General features: G+C 54.6%; 13 protein-coding genes. 11 read left to right on the forward strand and 2 right to left on the reverse strand.

The genetic code is table 11. The annotated features are described in order from the left end of the window. Nucleotides 1-62: 62 nt before the first annotated feature. The 6 genes from osmY (at nt 63) to EIP93_RS02620 (ending at nt 4,698) form a co-directional block, all read left to right on the forward strand. Nucleotides 63-671, forward strand: a complete 609-nt coding sequence (osmY, locus tag EIP93_RS02595; protein WP_103861507.1) for a molecular chaperone OsmY — start codon at nt 63-65, stop codon at nt 669-671. A 149-nt stretch (nt 672-820) separates the two neighbouring features. Beyond that, nucleotides 821-982: a DUF1328 domain-containing protein gene (locus EIP93_RS02600; protein WP_003019081.1), complete on the forward strand. Its 162-nt coding sequence runs from the start codon at nt 821-823 to the stop codon at nt 980-982. A gap of 154 nt (nt 983-1,136) precedes the next feature. Next, nucleotides 1,137-1,325 (forward strand): CsbD family protein, encoded by a 189-nt coding sequence (locus tag EIP93_RS02605; RefSeq protein ID WP_010284712.1) that lies wholly within the window; start codon nt 1,137-1,139, stop codon nt 1,323-1,325. 114 nt (nt 1,326-1,439) lie between these two features. Further along, nucleotides 1,440-2,237: a TatD family hydrolase gene (locus EIP93_RS02610; RefSeq protein ID WP_107332258.1), complete on the forward strand. Its 798-nt coding sequence runs from the start codon at nt 1,440-1,442 to the stop codon at nt 2,235-2,237. 316 nt (nt 2,238-2,553) lie between these two features. After that, nucleotides 2,554-3,831 (forward strand): NupC/NupG family nucleoside CNT transporter, encoded by a 1,278-nt coding sequence (locus tag EIP93_RS02615; RefSeq protein WP_095701486.1) that lies wholly within the window; start codon nt 2,554-2,556, stop codon nt 3,829-3,831. Between the two features lie 150 nt (nt 3,832-3,981). After that, nucleotides 3,982-4,698 carry a 4'-phosphopantetheinyl transferase family protein gene (locus tag EIP93_RS02620; RefSeq protein WP_125233307.1) on the forward strand — a complete coding sequence of 239 codons (717 nt, stop codon included), beginning with the start codon at nt 3,982-3,984 and terminating at the stop codon, nt 4,696-4,698. 48 nt (nt 4,699-4,746) lie between these two features. On the opposite strand, the gene EIP93_RS02625 is transcribed toward EIP93_RS02620, so the two are convergent. Further along, on the reverse strand, nt 4,747-6,693 hold the full coding sequence (locus tag EIP93_RS02625; protein WP_125232237.1) for a TonB-dependent receptor domain-containing protein: 1,947 nt from the start codon (nt 6,691-6,693) through the stop codon (nt 4,747-4,749). A gap of 87 nt (nt 6,694-6,780) precedes the next feature. Continuing rightward, entirely contained in the window at nt 6,781-8,031 is a 1,251-nt protein-coding gene (locus EIP93_RS02630; protein WP_125232238.1) for an MFS transporter, read from the reverse strand. A 343-nt stretch (nt 8,032-8,374) separates the two neighbouring features. On the opposite strand from EIP93_RS02630, the gene EIP93_RS02635 reads away from it, so the two are divergent. From EIP93_RS02635 to dhbA, 5 genes are read left to right on the forward strand one after another with little or no spacing between them, the layout of a single operon-like run. Then, nucleotides 8,375-9,571, forward strand: a complete 1,197-nt coding sequence (locus tag EIP93_RS02635) for an isochorismate synthase (RefSeq protein ID WP_103861503.1) — start codon at nt 8,375-8,377, stop codon at nt 9,569-9,571. Next, nucleotides 9,568-11,208: a (2,3-dihydroxybenzoyl)adenylate synthase gene (locus EIP93_RS02640; RefSeq protein WP_103861502.1), complete on the forward strand. Its 1,641-nt coding sequence runs from the start codon at nt 9,568-9,570 to the stop codon at nt 11,206-11,208. Before EIP93_RS02635 ends, EIP93_RS02640 begins: the two co-directional genes overlap by 4 nt. Before the next feature lie 14 nt (nt 11,209-11,222). Further along, on the forward strand, nt 11,223-12,098 hold the full coding sequence (locus EIP93_RS02645; protein WP_125232239.1) for an isochorismatase: 876 nt from the start codon (nt 11,223-11,225) through the stop codon (nt 12,096-12,098). Beyond that, nucleotides 12,095-15,238, forward strand: coding sequence for a non-ribosomal peptide synthetase (locus EIP93_RS02650; protein WP_125232240.1), 3,144 nt, complete (start codon nt 12,095-12,097; stop codon nt 15,236-15,238). Before EIP93_RS02645 ends, EIP93_RS02650 begins: the two co-directional genes overlap by 4 nt. 5 nt (nt 15,239-15,243) lie before the next feature. Further along, the gene (dhbA, locus tag EIP93_RS02655; RefSeq protein ID WP_125232241.1) at nt 15,244-16,014 is read left to right on the forward strand and encodes a 2,3-dihydro-2,3-dihydroxybenzoate dehydrogenase; all 771 of its coding nucleotides are present in this window, start codon (nt 15,244-15,246) and stop codon (nt 16,012-16,014) included. Nucleotides 16,015-16,025 lie beyond the last annotated feature (11 nt).

The following is a 16,025-nucleotide window of genomic DNA, read 5'->3' on the forward strand; positions in this document are numbered from 1 at the left end:
GCGTTAACGTGACCCAAATCGGTTTTTCGGGTTTATAGAAGAGCATAAGAAGGAAGACATCGATGAAAAAGACCAAATTGACACAATCGCTGATCGTAGTTGCTCTGGGTTCGATTCTGGCTGGCGGTGCCATGGCTGAAGAAACGTTAGGGCAGAAAGTAGAGCGTATCGCGGACACAACTGGTGCAAAAATCGATAGCTCCGCCAATAAAGCTTCTGGCTACGTCGGTGACAGCGCTATCACAGCAAAAGTGAAGAGTGCGTTGTTGGAAGACAAATCGATTACCAGCAGCGATATTTCCGTTGAAACATCAAATGGCGTCGTCACGCTGAGCGGCTTTGTCGGTAGTCAGGAATTGAGCTCCCGTGCGGTAGAAATCACTACGCAGGTTGAGGGCGTCCAGTCTGTCAGCGATAAGCTGCAGGTGAAAGATAATCAATCACAATCGGTTGGCGCGTATGCCGATGATGCCGTGATTACCAGCACTATTAAGGCCAAGCTGCTGGCGGATGACATTGTTCCGTCCCGTAAGGTGAAAGTCGAAACGCAGGCTGGCGTCGTACAACTGAGCGGCGGGGTGGATAACAAAGCACAGTCCGACCGTGCTGAGAGTATTGCGAAGGCCGTCGACGGTGTGAAAAGCGTCAAAAACGACCTGACAGTTAAATAACCATTTGATACAGGGTTATCCGTAATGGCGGATAACCCTACCTAATCCGCATAATAAAACACCACCTGTGGATACGCAGTCAGGACGCAAGAAGCGCGTCAGGATGACCACCATGATTATTTTTCATTTTTGTCTGGTAAGGAGAGCGTATGTTTCGTTGGGGCATTATATTTTTAGTCATCGCACTGATCGCGGCAGCACTGGGTTTCGGCGGATTGGCTGGTACAGCAGCTGGCGCGGCGAAAATCGTCTTTGTGGTCGGTATTATTCTGTTTCTGGTTAGCTTGTTTACGGGTCGAAAACGGCCGTAGCACAGCACATTCCTTCATTCTTTCTCCATAGAAAGAAATGTCATACAGAGCACACAGCCGCGCCACGCGGCTGTCACATTTTACCGGCACACTATCTTCTACTGACACTACCCGCGTATTTGCTGCATTTCGACAGTTTATCAGGAGGGTTATGATGAATAGCGATATCGTTGTTGGCAAATGGAAACAGTGGAAAGGGAATTTCCTGGCGCTGTGGGCCGACTGGTTTGACAGCGACTGCGCCTGGCTGGAAGGGAGTAACGATTACCTGTCCGGCGTCTTGCAAGAGGGTTACGGAAAAGCGCACGAAGAGGTATCCTCAGAAAAAACCACGTTACACTGAGGCCTCACCGTAACGACAAGTCCGATTCTGCCATGAGGCTTTGGCAGGATAGTTCTTGGGCGTAGATTAGGTCGCCTCGTCTTGACGGGCCTAATTTTGACGGAGAGAAGCAACGTGCTTTCTGAACAACACCGCTTTATCGATACCCACTGTCATTTTGATTTTCCCCTATTCTATGATGATGCACCGGAAAGCTTGCGGCTGGCGCAAGACGCTGGCGTTGAGCGCATCATTATTCCGGCTGTGGCTTCTCAGCATTTTGAACGCGTGTTGACGCTCTCCCGCACCTACTCTCCGCTTTATGCCGCACTGGGCCTTCACCCGCTTTATATCGCAGAACATCAGGAAAGCGACCTGCTCCGTCTGGAAGAGGAACTGTGCCAGCTACCTGTAAAGCTGGTGGCGGTGGGGGAGATTGGGCTGGACCTCTATATGCCAGAACCGCAGTTTGAGCGGCAGCTTACCTTCCTTGAGGCTCAGCTTCGGCTGGCGAAAAAATACGATCTCCCGACGATCCTGCACTCGCGACGCAGTCACGACAGGCTGGCGCAATTACTCCGCCGTATCGACGTGCCGCGTACTGGCGTGGTTCACGGGTTTGCAGGCAGCCTGGCACAGGCGCAGGCCTTTATCCGGCTGGGCTATTACATCGGCGTAGGGGGAACCATTACCTATGACAGAGCGAATAAAACGCGTCAGGCGATCGCACAACTGCCGTTAGATCGGCTGCTGCTGGAAACTGATGCCCCCGACATGCCGATGAGTGGCTATCAGGGACAACCCAATCGGCCCGAGCGTATTTCGTGCGCGTTTCAAACGCTGTGTGAGTTACGTACAGAATCGCCTGAAGAGATTGCCGAGGCGCTGTTGCAGAATTCGTTCAGGCTGTTTGGACGGCTTACTCCAACGTAACGCCGAGAGTGTTACGACGCTACCCGTTACACCACTGCCATTCCCCCAAGTGGAAGAATCTTTGCTTCCGCTTTTCGCTTATTTCTGTGCAACAGCAGACAGAACAGTCATTTCGATTTCATATACCAACCATAAAATTGTGATGAAGATCACTTTTCAGTGTTTTTGACTGTTCGATGTTGTATGTATTTGTGACATAAATTAGCGACCTTCACGAGCCTGTCTTTATAATCGGCTCGCCAGCGCGTGCTTACCGTTCTGGCGAAACGATTTTTATTATGCTCTCACTTTTTTCACGCGTTATAGGGAACTGCACATGCAACTCGTTATGAGTCTCGTCGGCATGATTGTTCTGATACTGTGCGCGGTTATGCTGTCCAATAACCGTAAAGCTATCAGATTGCGCACCGTAGCTGGTGCTTTCATTCTTCAGATCGGTATTGGTGCGCTGGTGCTGTATGTACCAGTAGGCCGCAAGATTCTGGAAGGTTTGACGGGCGGTGTAGCAAACGTTATCGCCTACGGAAATCAAGGCGTTTCGTTCATGTTTGGCGGTCTGGTATCCGACAAAATGTTCGAAGTATTTGGCGGTGGTGGATTTGTTTTCGCACTCCGCGTATTGCCGATTATCGTCTTTTTCTCTTCCCTTATCGCCGTGTTGTACTACATGGGCATTATGCAGATAGTCATCAAGATACTCGGTGGCGGGTTGCAGAAACTGTTGGGAACCTCCCGTACCGAATCCCTTTCTGCGACGGCCAATATCTTTGTCGGCCAAACGGAAGCGCCGCTGGTGGTTCGTCCGTATATTGCCAACATGACGCAGTCAGAACTGTTTGCGGTGATGTGTGGCGGGTTGGCCTCGATTGCAGGTGCGGTGATGGCGGGCTATGCCCAGATGGGCGTGCCGTTGGAATACCTGATTGCGGCATCCTTCATGGCTGCACCGGGCGGGTTACTGTTCGCGAAACTGATGGTGCCGGAAACGGAAAAAACGCACGACCACGATGAGATGGTTGGCTTTGTCGATGAAGACGATCGCCCGGCTAACGTCATTGATGCCGCGGCAAGCGGTGCGGCGTCTGGTATGCAGCTGGCGCTGAATGTGGGCGCGATGCTGCTGGCGTTTATCGCGTTGATCGCCGTGTTGAACGGCATTCTGGGCGGCATTGGTGGCTGGTTTGACTACCCGCAGCTGTCACTGGAACTGATTCTGGGCTGGTGCTTTGCGCCTGTTGCGTTCCTGATTGGTATTCCGTGGAGTGAAGCAAGCGTTGCGGGCTCGTTCATTGGGCAGAAGCTGATCGTCAACGAGTTCGTCGCTTACATGAATTTCAGTGAATATCTGAAAGCGGATGACGTGGTGCAGGCTGCAGGTTTGCAGGTTCTGTCGGATCATACCAAAGCTGTGATTTCGTTCGCGCTGTGCGGCTTTGCTAACCTTTCGTCTATTGCTATCCTTATTGGAGGTTTGGGCAGTATGGCACCGACTCGGCGCCAGGATATTGCCCGCTTTGGTTTGAAAGCGGTTGCGGCAGGTACGCTTTCTAACCTGATGAGCGCCTGCATCGCAGGGTTCTTCCTGGCCCTGTAAATGTAACCAGGCATTCTTGCAGTAGCGAGATGATGGGCGGCGAAAGTCGCCCATTGTTCGTTTAATCCCCCTATGTTTTTCAGGGTTTAAACGTGGCCTATGCAGCATTTACCGAATGCGGGTGCGATATGCTTGCCTGAGTGGAGCAACATGCTTTCTGCTTTTATTGATGATGTTGAATGGATTACTTTTCCACGGGCAACGGACGGTGCCGCCTACCCAGGTATTACTGCACGCTGCCATTTCCATTTGTCTGCCTACGACGACGCGCTTTTTGCCGAGGCGAACATTCCTTTTTCTGACGCGCTAGAGCGCGCCGTACCGAAACGACGTGCCGAATTTTTGGCTGGGCGTTGTGTTGCCAAACATGTGTTGAACAAGCTGGATCACCCTGGTTTTGTTCTGCATAGCGGAGAAGACCGCTCGCCGCAGTGGCCAGGAAATATTGCTGGTTCGCTGAGCCATAACAAAGACAGCGTACTCTGCGCCGCTCATTTACGTAGCGATGCGCTATCGTGCGTGGGTGTGGATATCGAAGGATTTATGTCCGACGAGCGTGCGCAGTCGCTGTGGCCCGGCATCATTGGCGATGAAGAGTTCCAGTGGTTTCAGGAGCGAGATGAGGCATTTAGCTGCTTGCTGACGATCAGCTTCTCGGCGAAAGAGAGCCTGTTCAAGGCGCTTTACCCGCAGGTTAGGCACTATTTCGATTTTCTGGATGCCCGGCTAGTGGCGCTGGACATCACCAAACGCGAGTTCGAACTGGAACTGCTGACCGATCTGACGCCAACGTTTTATGCCGGACGCCGTTTTAAAGGTGCGTATCTGTTAAGAGAGTACGACGTCACCACCTTTCTCTGCTGCTAAAAAAGCCCGCGTTAGCGGGCTAGAGTCATTAAGCAGAATTTATCGGCATCAGAACTTATAGCTCACACCACCGTACACCGTACGTCCAGACAGGAAGTAGTCGATATCGGTAGCAACGTAGTCCCGCTTTTCGTTGGTCAGGTTAGTGACGCCCAGTTTCAGGTCCACGTTTTTAACCGGCGTGTAGGTCGCACCGATATCTACGGTATTGAAGCCGCGTGTTTTATACGCTTCTTTATCACGTAAAAATTGGTTACTGGTGTACTGATAGGACACATAGGTCGAGAGGTTATCCAGTGCCTGCCAGTTCAACTGCGTGTTAACCGTATTTTTCGGCGTTTGCTTCAGGCGCTTTCTGGTGGTGCGGTCTTCAGCATCAACCACAGTCCAGTTGGTGGTCCAGTTTAGATCCTCTATTACATCGACCCAGAATGAAGTCTCGATTCCCTGCACCCGTGCTTTACTCACGTTTTCATAGGTTCGTGTCACTGCATTGGTTTGAATCATATCCTTGATGTCATTGTTAAACAGGGTGATGCCCGTACCGAAGTGCTCGGCTTCGTAGGCGGTACCCAATTCATAGCTGATGGATGTTTCAGCCTTCAGATCAGGGTTACCGACGATGTAGCATTGGCCGCGGCATGCTGCTTTTGTATAGCCCGTGGTAAATTGAGCGAGAGTTGGGGCTTTAAACGCCTTATTGACGCCACCTTTGATCACCCAGTTGTCGGTTAGACTATAAGTGGCGTAGGCGCGTGGGCTGAACTCGGTGCCGTAGACTTCATGATGGTCAACACGACCGCCAAAGGTGAGGGCTAAATCCGCAATCTTGAATTCATCTTGCAGGAAGAGTGCGCTCTGGTTGACGTCCACTTTGCCATTTTTCAGGTTCATGCTGTGTTCCAGCGATGTGATGCGGTATTCGCCGCCGCCGGTCAGCAGGTGATCGCCCAGATAGCCAGATATTTGCCCGTCAACCGTCTGATTATTCTGAGTGATATCGGCAATGCCTTTATTAAGCTCAGAATTATCCATTAAATCGATATTTTCGTAGTAGTAGCGCAGCCGCGTATCGAAATTATCCCAGCTACCGTTATGCGTGAGTCCCAGACCGAGGCGATCAAGTTTTTGTGTGTTGTGAGCTGTTGCACCAGAGTTATTCCAATCGACGAAGCGGTCATCTTTGGTATAAGTCGCATCAAAATCCAGGCTCTGCTGAGAATCGATCAACCACGTCAGGTTGCCTAGTACGCTGTAGTTATCGCGTTTTTCCAAGGCATCTGAGTTGCGATTCTTGGATTGCTCGGTACGCCAGGCGTCACGTTTGCCACCATCCACAATCAAGCTGCCCAGCAGCGTATTTTCCACCAATGGCCCACTGACGTAGCCATTCAGACGATTATGGTCACCGCCGGAACCTTCGGTCGGTGCCTGAAAGTTATAGCCGAGTTCACCGGTAACGTTCTCACCCGGCTGGCGCAGAATCACGTTTACCACACCGCCCAGCGCGTCGGCACCGTACAAGGAAGACATTGGGCCGCGAATGACTTCGATACGTTCAATCGCCGACATAGGAATGGAGCTCAGATCGAAATCATTCCCCATATCAGTTGCGAGTGATTCTTGGGTGTTGATACGTCGACCATTCACCAGTAGCAGCGTGTAGTCTGCCCGCATACCACGGATTTTGATCTCGTTACGGCCATAGGTAGTCGACGGGTTGATATTAATCCCCGGCAGCTTTTTCACCGCGTCGGAAACGTTATTCACCGACATCTTTTCCAGTTCGGAGCGAGTGATGACAGAAACGCTGGCGGGGGCGCTCAACGTAGTGTGTTTCGTCTGTGTTGCTGTCACGACGATTTTTTCATCTGCTGCGTTTTCTGCCTGTACAAGTGCAGGCAGTGCCAGTAATCCGGTCATCAGCAGGGCGTGATACACCTTGCTGTGTGGGAAATGATGATGTGAAAAACGACTTTCCGGTTTTAGCTGCATGTCAAAGACCCCATCAAAGAGTAGAAAAAATATCCCTGTAAACGTGCTGTGTTGCGTGTATTGCCGACCCATTCGTACGTGATCGGTTTATTGCCCTGTAGCCTGTGCAGGCTGGCGTGTGGCCATCTTTCGGCTGCGTTCAGCCAACTGCGGAATTAAGCGCAGGGTCAGCAGCATGGCGGCCAGCGCAAATACGGTGCTGGCGATGGCGAGCTGCGAGAATCCGTCAATTTTTCCCCCGGCAGAGGTGCTCAGATAAGCGGCAGAAGCGACGCTGGCAAGCCCGGATGCCACGTTGGCGGCGGTTCCCTGATAGGACATGAACGCGGCGCGCTGATGCGGCAGCGGAATACCGGCGGTAATTGCCAGCGTGCTGCTGGAGCGGGCTGCGCTGAGCGCCATGAACAGGGTGAACACCAGATACAGGGAAAGTGAAAAAGGCAAAACGAAACCGCAGAGAATCACAACGGCCAGCAGCAGCGTTGTGACTACAATCGTTCGGCTGGCATATCCCCGATCCAACAGATTGCCGCACAGCTGCATGGTCACCATGCTTGCCAGCCCGCCGCAGAGATAGAGCAGGGAAATATCATCCCGCGGGAAGGCCAGATTGAACTGAAAGTAGTTGGAAAAGTGGGGAATCAGCAGGAAATGACCGAACATTTGCAGCGAGATTACCGTCAGTCCCAGCAGGAAAAGGGGGGATGCTAACAGGTCATGTAATACCGACGTGGATGCCGCCGTGGGGGAATTACCTTGCTGGACCCGATGCGTCGGCGGCATGGAAGGAAATAGCCACAGCACCAACAACACCAGCAACAGGCCACCGAGGCCGAAAGTATAAAACGGCGCTTGCCAGTTAATACGGTGAGCCAATTCCAGTGACAGCGGCATGATGACAATCGCCGCGAGCGAAAAGCTCATGCCGACATAGGCAAGCTGCTTTCCGCGCTCGTTGGCCGGCACAATATCAACAACCGCAGCCATCAAGACACCGGATGCCGGCCCGGCAACGCAGCCCGCCAGAATAAACAGCAGCAAAAGATCGGTTTGGCTGGTGGAAAACATGCAGGCTGCCGTCAGGCCAAAGCGTAGCGTCAGCAGCACGATCAGAGCATGTTTACGGTTAAATCTGTCCAGATAGGGAGCGGCGAGGAAGCCGACGATGGCGGAGGCAAACGTTGCACCGCCGCTAATGTAGCCGATGTTCTTGGCATCCATAGACAGGGCGCTGACGAAATCGGGGCCTAGCGGCATCACCATCATCAGGCTACCGAGAGAAAGCATGTTAATGAGCAGCGCCAGATGCACAACGGATCGGGTGTGCGGGCGGTACATGCTTTCATCCATGACAGGCTCACATTTAGACATAATTAGTAAAATATTTGCGCAGTCTAGCGCAGCTTAATTTTTCTGACAATGAATGATAAGTATTTTCATTATCATCTGTGATGTGGGTTTTATAATCAATACATTCCTGTTGCTAACCATTACCCATTATGAAACATGCACAAAAAAATTGATTAACATCAATATAACCCCTAATTAATGGGTGTGAATAACCATTCTGTGGAAGGATTGACCGAACACGTTACTTCAGTGTAATTTAACTGCGCTTAATATAAATGATAATGATTTTAATAATCATTGGTATTTAATTTGCGAGCGCAGGAGCTGTCTTGTGGATACACTGATTACAAAAACTGAAGCATTTAGCGGGTTAACCTATTCGGAACAAACCGCTTTTTTATATGCATCGGAACACCGAAGCCTGTCTACTTCAGGCTTATTTGAACGTATTTCGTCCCCTGTTTGTGTTCCTGGCTCGCACGATGACAGGCTTAGCCCTGCAATCGCGCAGGCATTCCAGCGAGCGCGTCAGGCAGGGCAGTCGCTGCCTATTGTTGTGGGAGCGATTCCCTTTGATACCACGCAACCGTCTTGTCTCTATATCCCTGATAGTTATAACGTTACGACGAAATCTGAACTCGTCAGCCGTGCCCGTAAGCACACGGCTGCGGGCCCTACCGCACTAACGTTAAACAGCGTCCCAGACGAATGTCAGTTCAAGTCCATCGTGGCAGAGGCGGTTGAGCGGTTCCGCCGTGGTGAACTGAGCAAAGCGGTGCTGTCACGCGTTTTGGACATTGAGCTAACGAGCCCCGTTAAGGCGCAAACGATCCTCAATAACCTGATGGTGCAGAACGCGGGTGGATACCACTTCTCACTGCCGCTGCCGGATGGTTCGGTATTGCTGGGCGCGAGCCCGGAACTGCTGGTGCGCAAGCAGGGGAACGTCATTGTCTCTAATCCGCTGGCGGGATCGGCGCGACGGATGAACGATGAACATCTGGATTACCTGAACAGCCAGCGTCTGCTGAAATCGGGTAAAGACAAGCATGAGCATAAGCTGGTGGTGGACGACATCCGCCAACGCCTGATGCCGCTATGCTCGTCGTTAACCATTCCATCGGCCCCTTCGTTGATGCATACCGCCTCCATGTGGCACCTGTCTACCGCTATCCGCGGTGAACTGGCGAACCCGGAGATGACGGCGCTTCAGGTCGCCTGCCAGCTCCATCCTACCCCCGCACTGTGCGGCTTCCCCACGCAGGAAGCGCGTCAGCTGATTGCCGAGCTGGAGCCGCACGATCGCGGCGTATTCAGCGGTATCGTCGGCTGGTGTGATGCCAACGGCGATGGTGAATGGGCGATAGCGATTCGCTGCGGCACCATCAAACACAACAAAGTCCGCCTGTTTGCCGGTGCGGGCATTGTTGAGGCGTCCGTCCCCGAGGACGAATGGGCTGAAACCGCCGCTAAATTAAACACGATGCTGAATGCGTTTGGGCTTAACTCAGGTGTGGATGGACTATGAGCATTGAATTTACGCCCTGGCCAGAGGAACTGGCACAGCGTTATCGCGACAAGGGGTACTGGGTTGGCCTGCCGCTCACGGATGCCTGGGAACGTCATCTGGCGACGCAACCTGATGCCGTTGCGGTAGTGTGCGGCGAGCGCCAGTGGAGCTATCGGGAGCTGGATCGACAGTCTTCCGCACTGGCATCACGCCTGACGGAAAGCGGCCTGCGCTGTGGCGACACCGCGCTGGTGCAGTTGCCGAACGTGGCCGAGTTTTACCTGACCTTTTTTGCGTTGCTGAAAATGGGCGTCGCGCCGGTTAACGCACTGTTCAGCCATAACAAGCTGGAGCTGTTGTCGTACGCCACGCAGATTGAACCACGCTTACTGATCGCCTCGGCTGAACATTCGCTGTTTGGCAACGGTGAATTTCTGGATCGGCTACAGACGCAGGTTCCCCGCCTGCAAACGGTGGTGATGCTCGGTGACAGCCCGCTGGGGCACAGTCTGACGGACTGGCTGCAACCGTACGCGTCGACCAGCCAGTATCAGCCTTCTGCGTCGGGGCAGGTGGCTTTCTTCCAGCTTTCTGGCGGCAGTACCGGCACGCCAAAGCTGATTCCTCGCACCCATGATGATTATTACTACAGCGTGCGCCGCAGCGTGGAAATCTGTGAGCTGACGCCACACACCCGCTATCTGTGCGCGTTGCCCGCGCCGCATAACTTCCCGTTAAGTTCGCCCGGTTCGCTTGGCGTGTTCTACGCCGGTGGACGTGTCGTGCTGGCTCCGGATCCGGGAGCGATGACCTGTTTCCCGCTGATCGAACGCCATCAGATCGATATTACCTCGCTGGTGCCGCCCGCCGCCGCGCTGTGGATCCAGGCAGCCGAACAGTTTGGTGGCGCACTGCGTAGCCTGAAGATCTTGCAGGTAGGCGGGGCGAAGCTGAGTGAAACCGTTGCCCGTCGTATTCCGGCGGTGTTGGGCTGCCAGCTACAGCAGGTGCTCGGCATGGCGGAAGGGCTGGTGAACTACACCCGACTGGACGACAGCGATGAGCACACTTTCACCACGCAGGGCTATCCGATGAGCCCGGACGATGAAGTTAAAGTGTTGGATATCGACGGTAATCCGGTGCCGAGAGGCGAAGCGGGTCTGCTGGCGACGCGTGGTCCGTATACCTTCCGCGGTTATTACCGCAGCCCGGAACACAACGCCCGCGCCTTCGACAGCGAAGGCTTCTACCACTCGGGCGATGTGGTGCAGATGACCGAAGATGGCTATTTGCGCGTGGTCGGGCGGGAAAAAGATCAGATTAACCGCGGTGGTGAAAAGATTGCCGCGGAAGAGATCGAAAACCTGCTGCTCAAGCATGATGGCATTCTCCATGCCGCGCTGGTGTCCATGCCCGATCCGATTATGGGCGAAAAGAGCTGCGCTTTTCTGGTGGTCAGCGATCCCTCGCTGAAAGCCATCACGTTAAGAAAATATCTTCGTAATCAGGGTATTGCTGAATTCAAACTGCCGGACCGCTTCGAGATGATCGACACCTTACCTGTCACGCCGGTCGGCAAGATTGATAAGAAATCACTCCGTCAGCGCATCCAGACCCAACTTAGCACTCAAAACCCAACTTGGTGTTCAAAATAAATAAGGATTTTGTGATGGCAATCCCTTCTATTGCTTCTTATCCCCTTCCGCGCGCAGAGGATTTCCCTGAGAACAAGGTTTCCTGGGCGTTTGAGCCTGAACGCGCGGTGCTGCTGATTCACGACATGCAGGAGTATTTCGTGAATTTCTATGGCGCGGACAGCCCGCTGGCGCAGCAACTGATTGAGAACATTGTGGCATTGCGAACCTACTGCAAAGCACAGGGGATTCCGGTGGTGTATACCGCGCAGCCGAATGCACAAAGTGCGGCTGACCGGGCGCTGCTGAACGATATGTGGGGCGCAGGGCTGAATAATCATCCTGAAAAGCAGCGTGTCGTGAGCGCGCTGGCACCGGATGAGCACGATACGGTGCTGGTGAAGTGGCGCTATAGCGCCTTCCACCGTTCGCCGCTGGAACCGATGATGAAGGAAATGGGTAAAGACCAGCTGATTATCTGCGGCGTTTACGGGCATATCGGCTGCATGATTACCGCAACGGATGCCTTCATGCGCGATATCAAGCCGTTCATGGTCGGCGATGCGGTAGCGGATTTCTCACTTCAGGAACACCAGATGGCGCTGAAATATGTGGCGACGCGCGCCGGACGGGTGGTTAGCACGGCAGAACTCACAGGAGCAAAAATGGCACAGGCACTGACGAAACAAGGACTGAGAGCGCACCTGCTGACCTTAATCGACGAAGAAGAAGATCAATTCGATGAAGATGAAAACCTGATCGACTACGGTTTGGATTCGGTGCGCATGATGGCGCTGCTGACCGAATGGCGCAATCAGGGCGTCACGCTGAGCTTTGTCGATCTGGCGCGTAACCCTAGCCTGAATGCCTGGTGGGTGCTGATCGAAAAACAGCAGGGAGCCGCATCATGAAGCCCTTGAGCGTTGCGCAGCGAGGGCTGTGGTTAGGTCATGCCCTGAACGATGATAAAGCGACGTTCAACACGGCGGAGTGCATCGCGTTTGATGGCAAAGTCGATAGTGAAGCCATGCTAAGCGCGATCCGTCAGGCAGTCATGGAGTGCGAGTGCCTGTACTGCCAGTTTGTTGAAATTGCAGGTGAACAGGCCGACCAGCCGGAAATCGGTTTTGTGGCTTCACAACTGCCGGTGCCGATCGGCGTGCTGCCGATTATTGAACTGTTGCCTGCGCCGATGACGGATGAAGAGCAGACAATACGCCACTGGGCGCGTGAGGAAATCTCCCAGCCGTTGGATCTGCTAAACGGATTACCCTGCCGCTTTGCGCTACTGTGTGGTGAAAAGCGTGATTTTCTCTATAGCTGCGTTCACCACATTGCGCTGGACGGCTTTGGCACCACGATGCTGTTTCAACGCATCGCCCAGATCTATACCGCACTGACGGCGGGGCAACCCGTGGCGGTGGCGGAGTTCGGCCCGTTCAGCGAGGTACTGGAAGAAGAACAGCAGCGTGATGCCAGCGGGCAGACGACGCAGGCGCGTGATTTCTGGCTAGAAACGCTGAACGCAATGCCGGAGCCGGCCAGCTTCAGCGAGAAAAAAGCCCCGATTGCGGCACGTTTTTTACGCCAGAGCAGCGTGTTGCCGACGGATATCTGGCAGCCGCTGACGGCGCTGTGTGAAGGCAACAAAATCAGCTGGCCGGATCTGTTTCTGGCGATGCTGGCGACGCACCTCAAGCTGGTGTCCGGCAGCGACAGGCTGACGTTCGGCATGATGGTGATGAACCGTATCGGCTCCGCTTCGCTGACGGTGCCGAGCATGCAGATGAATATCGTGCCGCTGTGCATTCAGGTAGATGAACAGGCGGACTTTGTCACACTGGCACAGCAGGTTGCCCGCACCAAACGCACGCTGCGTCGTCATCAGCATTATCGCTATGAACATTTACGGCGCGATCTGAACCGCGTCGGCGGCGAACAGCGCCTCTTCGGCCCGCTGATCAATATCATGCCGTTCGATCATCCGCTCAATTACGGATCGTTGTCGTCCAGCACCCTGAATCTCAGTGCCGGGCCAGTAGAAGATCTGACGATCGAGATCCATTTCAAACCGGATGGCACGCCGGTGTTGGATTTTGATGCTAACCCAGCTTGTTACAGCGCGGAAGCGCTTGCCAGTCTGCAAGAAACCCTGTTCACGCTGCTTCAACGCTGGCTGGCACAGCCGCAGCAGACCAGCGGCGAGCTGCTGGGACGCTGGCTGCGTGAAGAACGCGAACTGTCGCTGATCACCAGCCGCGAGCCTGAGCCGTTTGCCGAACCGGTTCTGACGGCGATCGCCAAACAGGCGCGTAAAAACCCGAACCATCCGGCGCTGACGCAGCGCGATCGGCAGTATAGCTACCAGCAGTTGCTGGATCTGAGCGGTCAGGCTGCCGCGACGCTGCATGAGTGCGGCGTTCAGCCCGGCGAACGCATCGGCATTATGCTGAACCGTAGCCCTGAAACCATCATTTGCCTGCTGGCCGTGATGCAGTGCGGTGCGGTGTATGTGCCGCTCGATCCTGAACAGCCACGTGAACGTCAGCAGCACATCATCCAGATTGCCGATCTGCATACGATCGTCACGCAGGCGGATTATCAACATCGGCTGGCGTCGGTCTTTTCCGGCGAGATCGTTCTGGCGGGGCATCTTCTGTCATCCAACGCACAGGCCGCCGCGCTGCCGCCTGTGGAAGCGAGAGACGGGCAGATTGCCTATGTCATGTTCACATCGGGATCGACCGGATTGCCTAAAGGCGTGGAGATCGGCGCCAGTGCGTTGGATCACTTCACGGCGGCGGCACGTCAGCGCTACGGCCTGCGTGCGGTGGATCGCGTGCTGCAATTTGCCCCGTTCAATTTTGATGCCAGCATCGAAGAAATTTTTGCCACGCTGACCAGCGGTGCGACGCTGGTGCTGCGTACCGATGAGATGCTGGAATCGATTCCGACCTTTGTCGAACAGGTCGAAGAGCAGGCGATTACGCTGCTCGATCTGCCAACGGCATTCTGGAATGAATGGGTGGTGGGGCTGAAAACCGGCACGCTGACCATGCCTTCCGCACTGCGCGCCATCATCATCGGCGGTGAAGCGGTGTACCCCGAACAACTGGCGCAGTGGCAGCGTCATGCACCGAATACGCTGCGCTTAATCAATACCTATGGCCCAACCGAAACCACGGTAGTCGCGACCAGTTGCGATCTGCAAACGCAGTCTGCCGATGTGGCGCAGCTTCCTATCGGTCTGCCGTTGGCGGGCGTTAACGCGCTGATTTTGGCGGCGGGCGATCGCCCTGCGGCGGAAGGAGAACTGGTGCTGCTGGGGCCAACGCTGGCGGCGGGTTACATCGGTACAGAACACACGGCGTTTACGCAAATAGCGGTGGGTGATCAGGATCTTCCGGCTTACCGCACCGGCGACAGAGTTCGGCTGGAAAAAGGACAGCTACTGTACCTCGGGCGTATGGATAACGAATTTAAAATCAGCGGCTACCGGATCCAGCCAGGGGAAGTCGAAGCCCATCTGCTGGCGCAGCCGGACGTTGATGAAGCCTGCGTGCAGGGCATTGTTTACCCTAACGGCGTGCGGCGTCTGGTGGCGTTTGTCGCTACGAAAGCAGGCGAGATTGATGCACGTGCGCTGAAACAGAGTTTGAGCAGCGTGCTGCCGCCAGCGATGATCCCGACCGATTACCGCGCCTTCCGTCAGTTGCCAAAAACCGGCTCTAACAAGGTCGATCGCAAACGTCTGCTGGCGGAATACCGCGACGAGGCACCTGTTCAGGCGTTAGCCAGCGAAACCGAGAACCGGGTCAGCGCCATCTGGCAGCAGATCCTCGGTGTGTCGGGGATCCAATCGCGGGATAACTTCTTCGAACTGGGCGGACAGTCATTGCAGACCATCCAGATCGTTAATCGTCTGGCCGCCGAATTTTCCGTCAGCATCAAGGTGTCTGATGTGTTCGATCATCCCCAGCTCAGCGACTTCTGCCGCTATCTGGACGACAGGCTGTCACAGGATGAAAACAGCGTGGAAATGGTGTGGTAGGGAAAATGATGAACAAGGCACAACCTCTTCAGTTTGATTTCAGCGGCAAGACCGTCTGGGTAACCGGGGCGGCGAGCGGCATTGGCGAAAGCATTGCCCGCCAGTTTGTCGCGCTGGGCGCGAACGTGATCGGCTTCGATCGCGCATTCCGACATGACGATCATCCGTTTAGCTGTGTGACGCTGGATATCAGCGAGCCGGACAGCGTGGCGGCGGTGTGTCGCCAGCAGTTGGCGGAAACTGGGCTCGATGTTCTGGTCAACGCGGCTGGGATTCTGCGTCTCGGTGATATTGATGCGCTGAGCGTGGACGACTGGCACCAGTGCATTAACGTCAACGCTTCTGGCGCGTTTTACCTGCTGAACGCACTGATACCGCATTTCAAGCAGCAGCGTCGTGGGGCGATTGTCTGCGTCGGCTCCAATGCCGCTCATGTTCCCCGTATGCAAATGGCGGCGTACTGCGCGTCAAAAGCGGCGCTCACCAGCCTGTCTCACTGCGCGGGTCTGGAGTTAGCGCCTTACGGCGTGCGCTGCAATCTGGTGTCGCCAGGATCGACGGATACGCCGATGCAGCGCGGCATGTGGCACAGCGCGGATGCTGAGCAGCGCACTATCGCGGGCTTTCCTGACCAGTACAAACTGGGAATTCCCCTGGGCAAGATCGCTCAGCCGGAAGAGATCGCCAATACCGTGGTTTTTCTGGCTTCCGATCTAGCCAGCCACATCACCATGCAGGACGTGGTGGTGGATGGCGGGGCAACGCTGACGGCCTGATTTGCTGAGAG

Source organism: Pectobacterium versatile (assembly GCF_003932035.1).
Taxonomy (GTDB): domain Bacteria; phylum Pseudomonadota; class Gammaproteobacteria; order Enterobacterales; family Enterobacteriaceae; genus Pectobacterium; species Pectobacterium versatile.

Coding starts and splice junctions, on each gene's coding strand:
- EIP93_RS02625 (WP_125232237.1), bottom strand. CDS start 6,693: ATGCAGCTAAAACCGGAAAGTCGTTTTTCACATCATCATTTCCCACAC.
- EIP93_RS02650 (WP_125232240.1), top strand. CDS start 12,095: ATGAAGCCCTTGAGCGTTGCGCAGCGAGGGCTGTGGTTAGGTCATGCC.
- EIP93_RS02620 (WP_125233307.1), top strand. CDS start 3,982: ATGCTTTCTGCTTTTATTGATGATGTTGAATGGATTACTTTTCCACGG.
- dhbA (WP_125232241.1), top strand. CDS start 15,244: ATGATGAACAAGGCACAACCTCTTCAGTTTGATTTCAGCGGCAAGACC.
- EIP93_RS02600 (WP_003019081.1), top strand. CDS start 821: ATGTTTCGTTGGGGCATTATATTTTTAGTCATCGCACTGATCGCGGCA.
- osmY (WP_103861507.1), top strand. CDS start 63: ATGAAAAAGACCAAATTGACACAATCGCTGATCGTAGTTGCTCTGGGT.
- EIP93_RS02640 (WP_103861502.1), top strand. CDS start 9,568: ATGAGCATTGAATTTACGCCCTGGCCAGAGGAACTGGCACAGCGTTAT.
- EIP93_RS02615 (WP_095701486.1), top strand. CDS start 2,554: ATGCAACTCGTTATGAGTCTCGTCGGCATGATTGTTCTGATACTGTGC.
- EIP93_RS02645 (WP_125232239.1), top strand. CDS start 11,223: ATGGCAATCCCTTCTATTGCTTCTTATCCCCTTCCGCGCGCAGAGGAT.
- EIP93_RS02630 (WP_125232238.1), bottom strand. CDS start 8,031: ATGTACCGCCCGCACACCCGATCCGTTGTGCATCTGGCGCTGCTCATT.
- EIP93_RS02605 (WP_010284712.1), top strand. CDS start 1,137: ATGAATAGCGATATCGTTGTTGGCAAATGGAAACAGTGGAAAGGGAAT.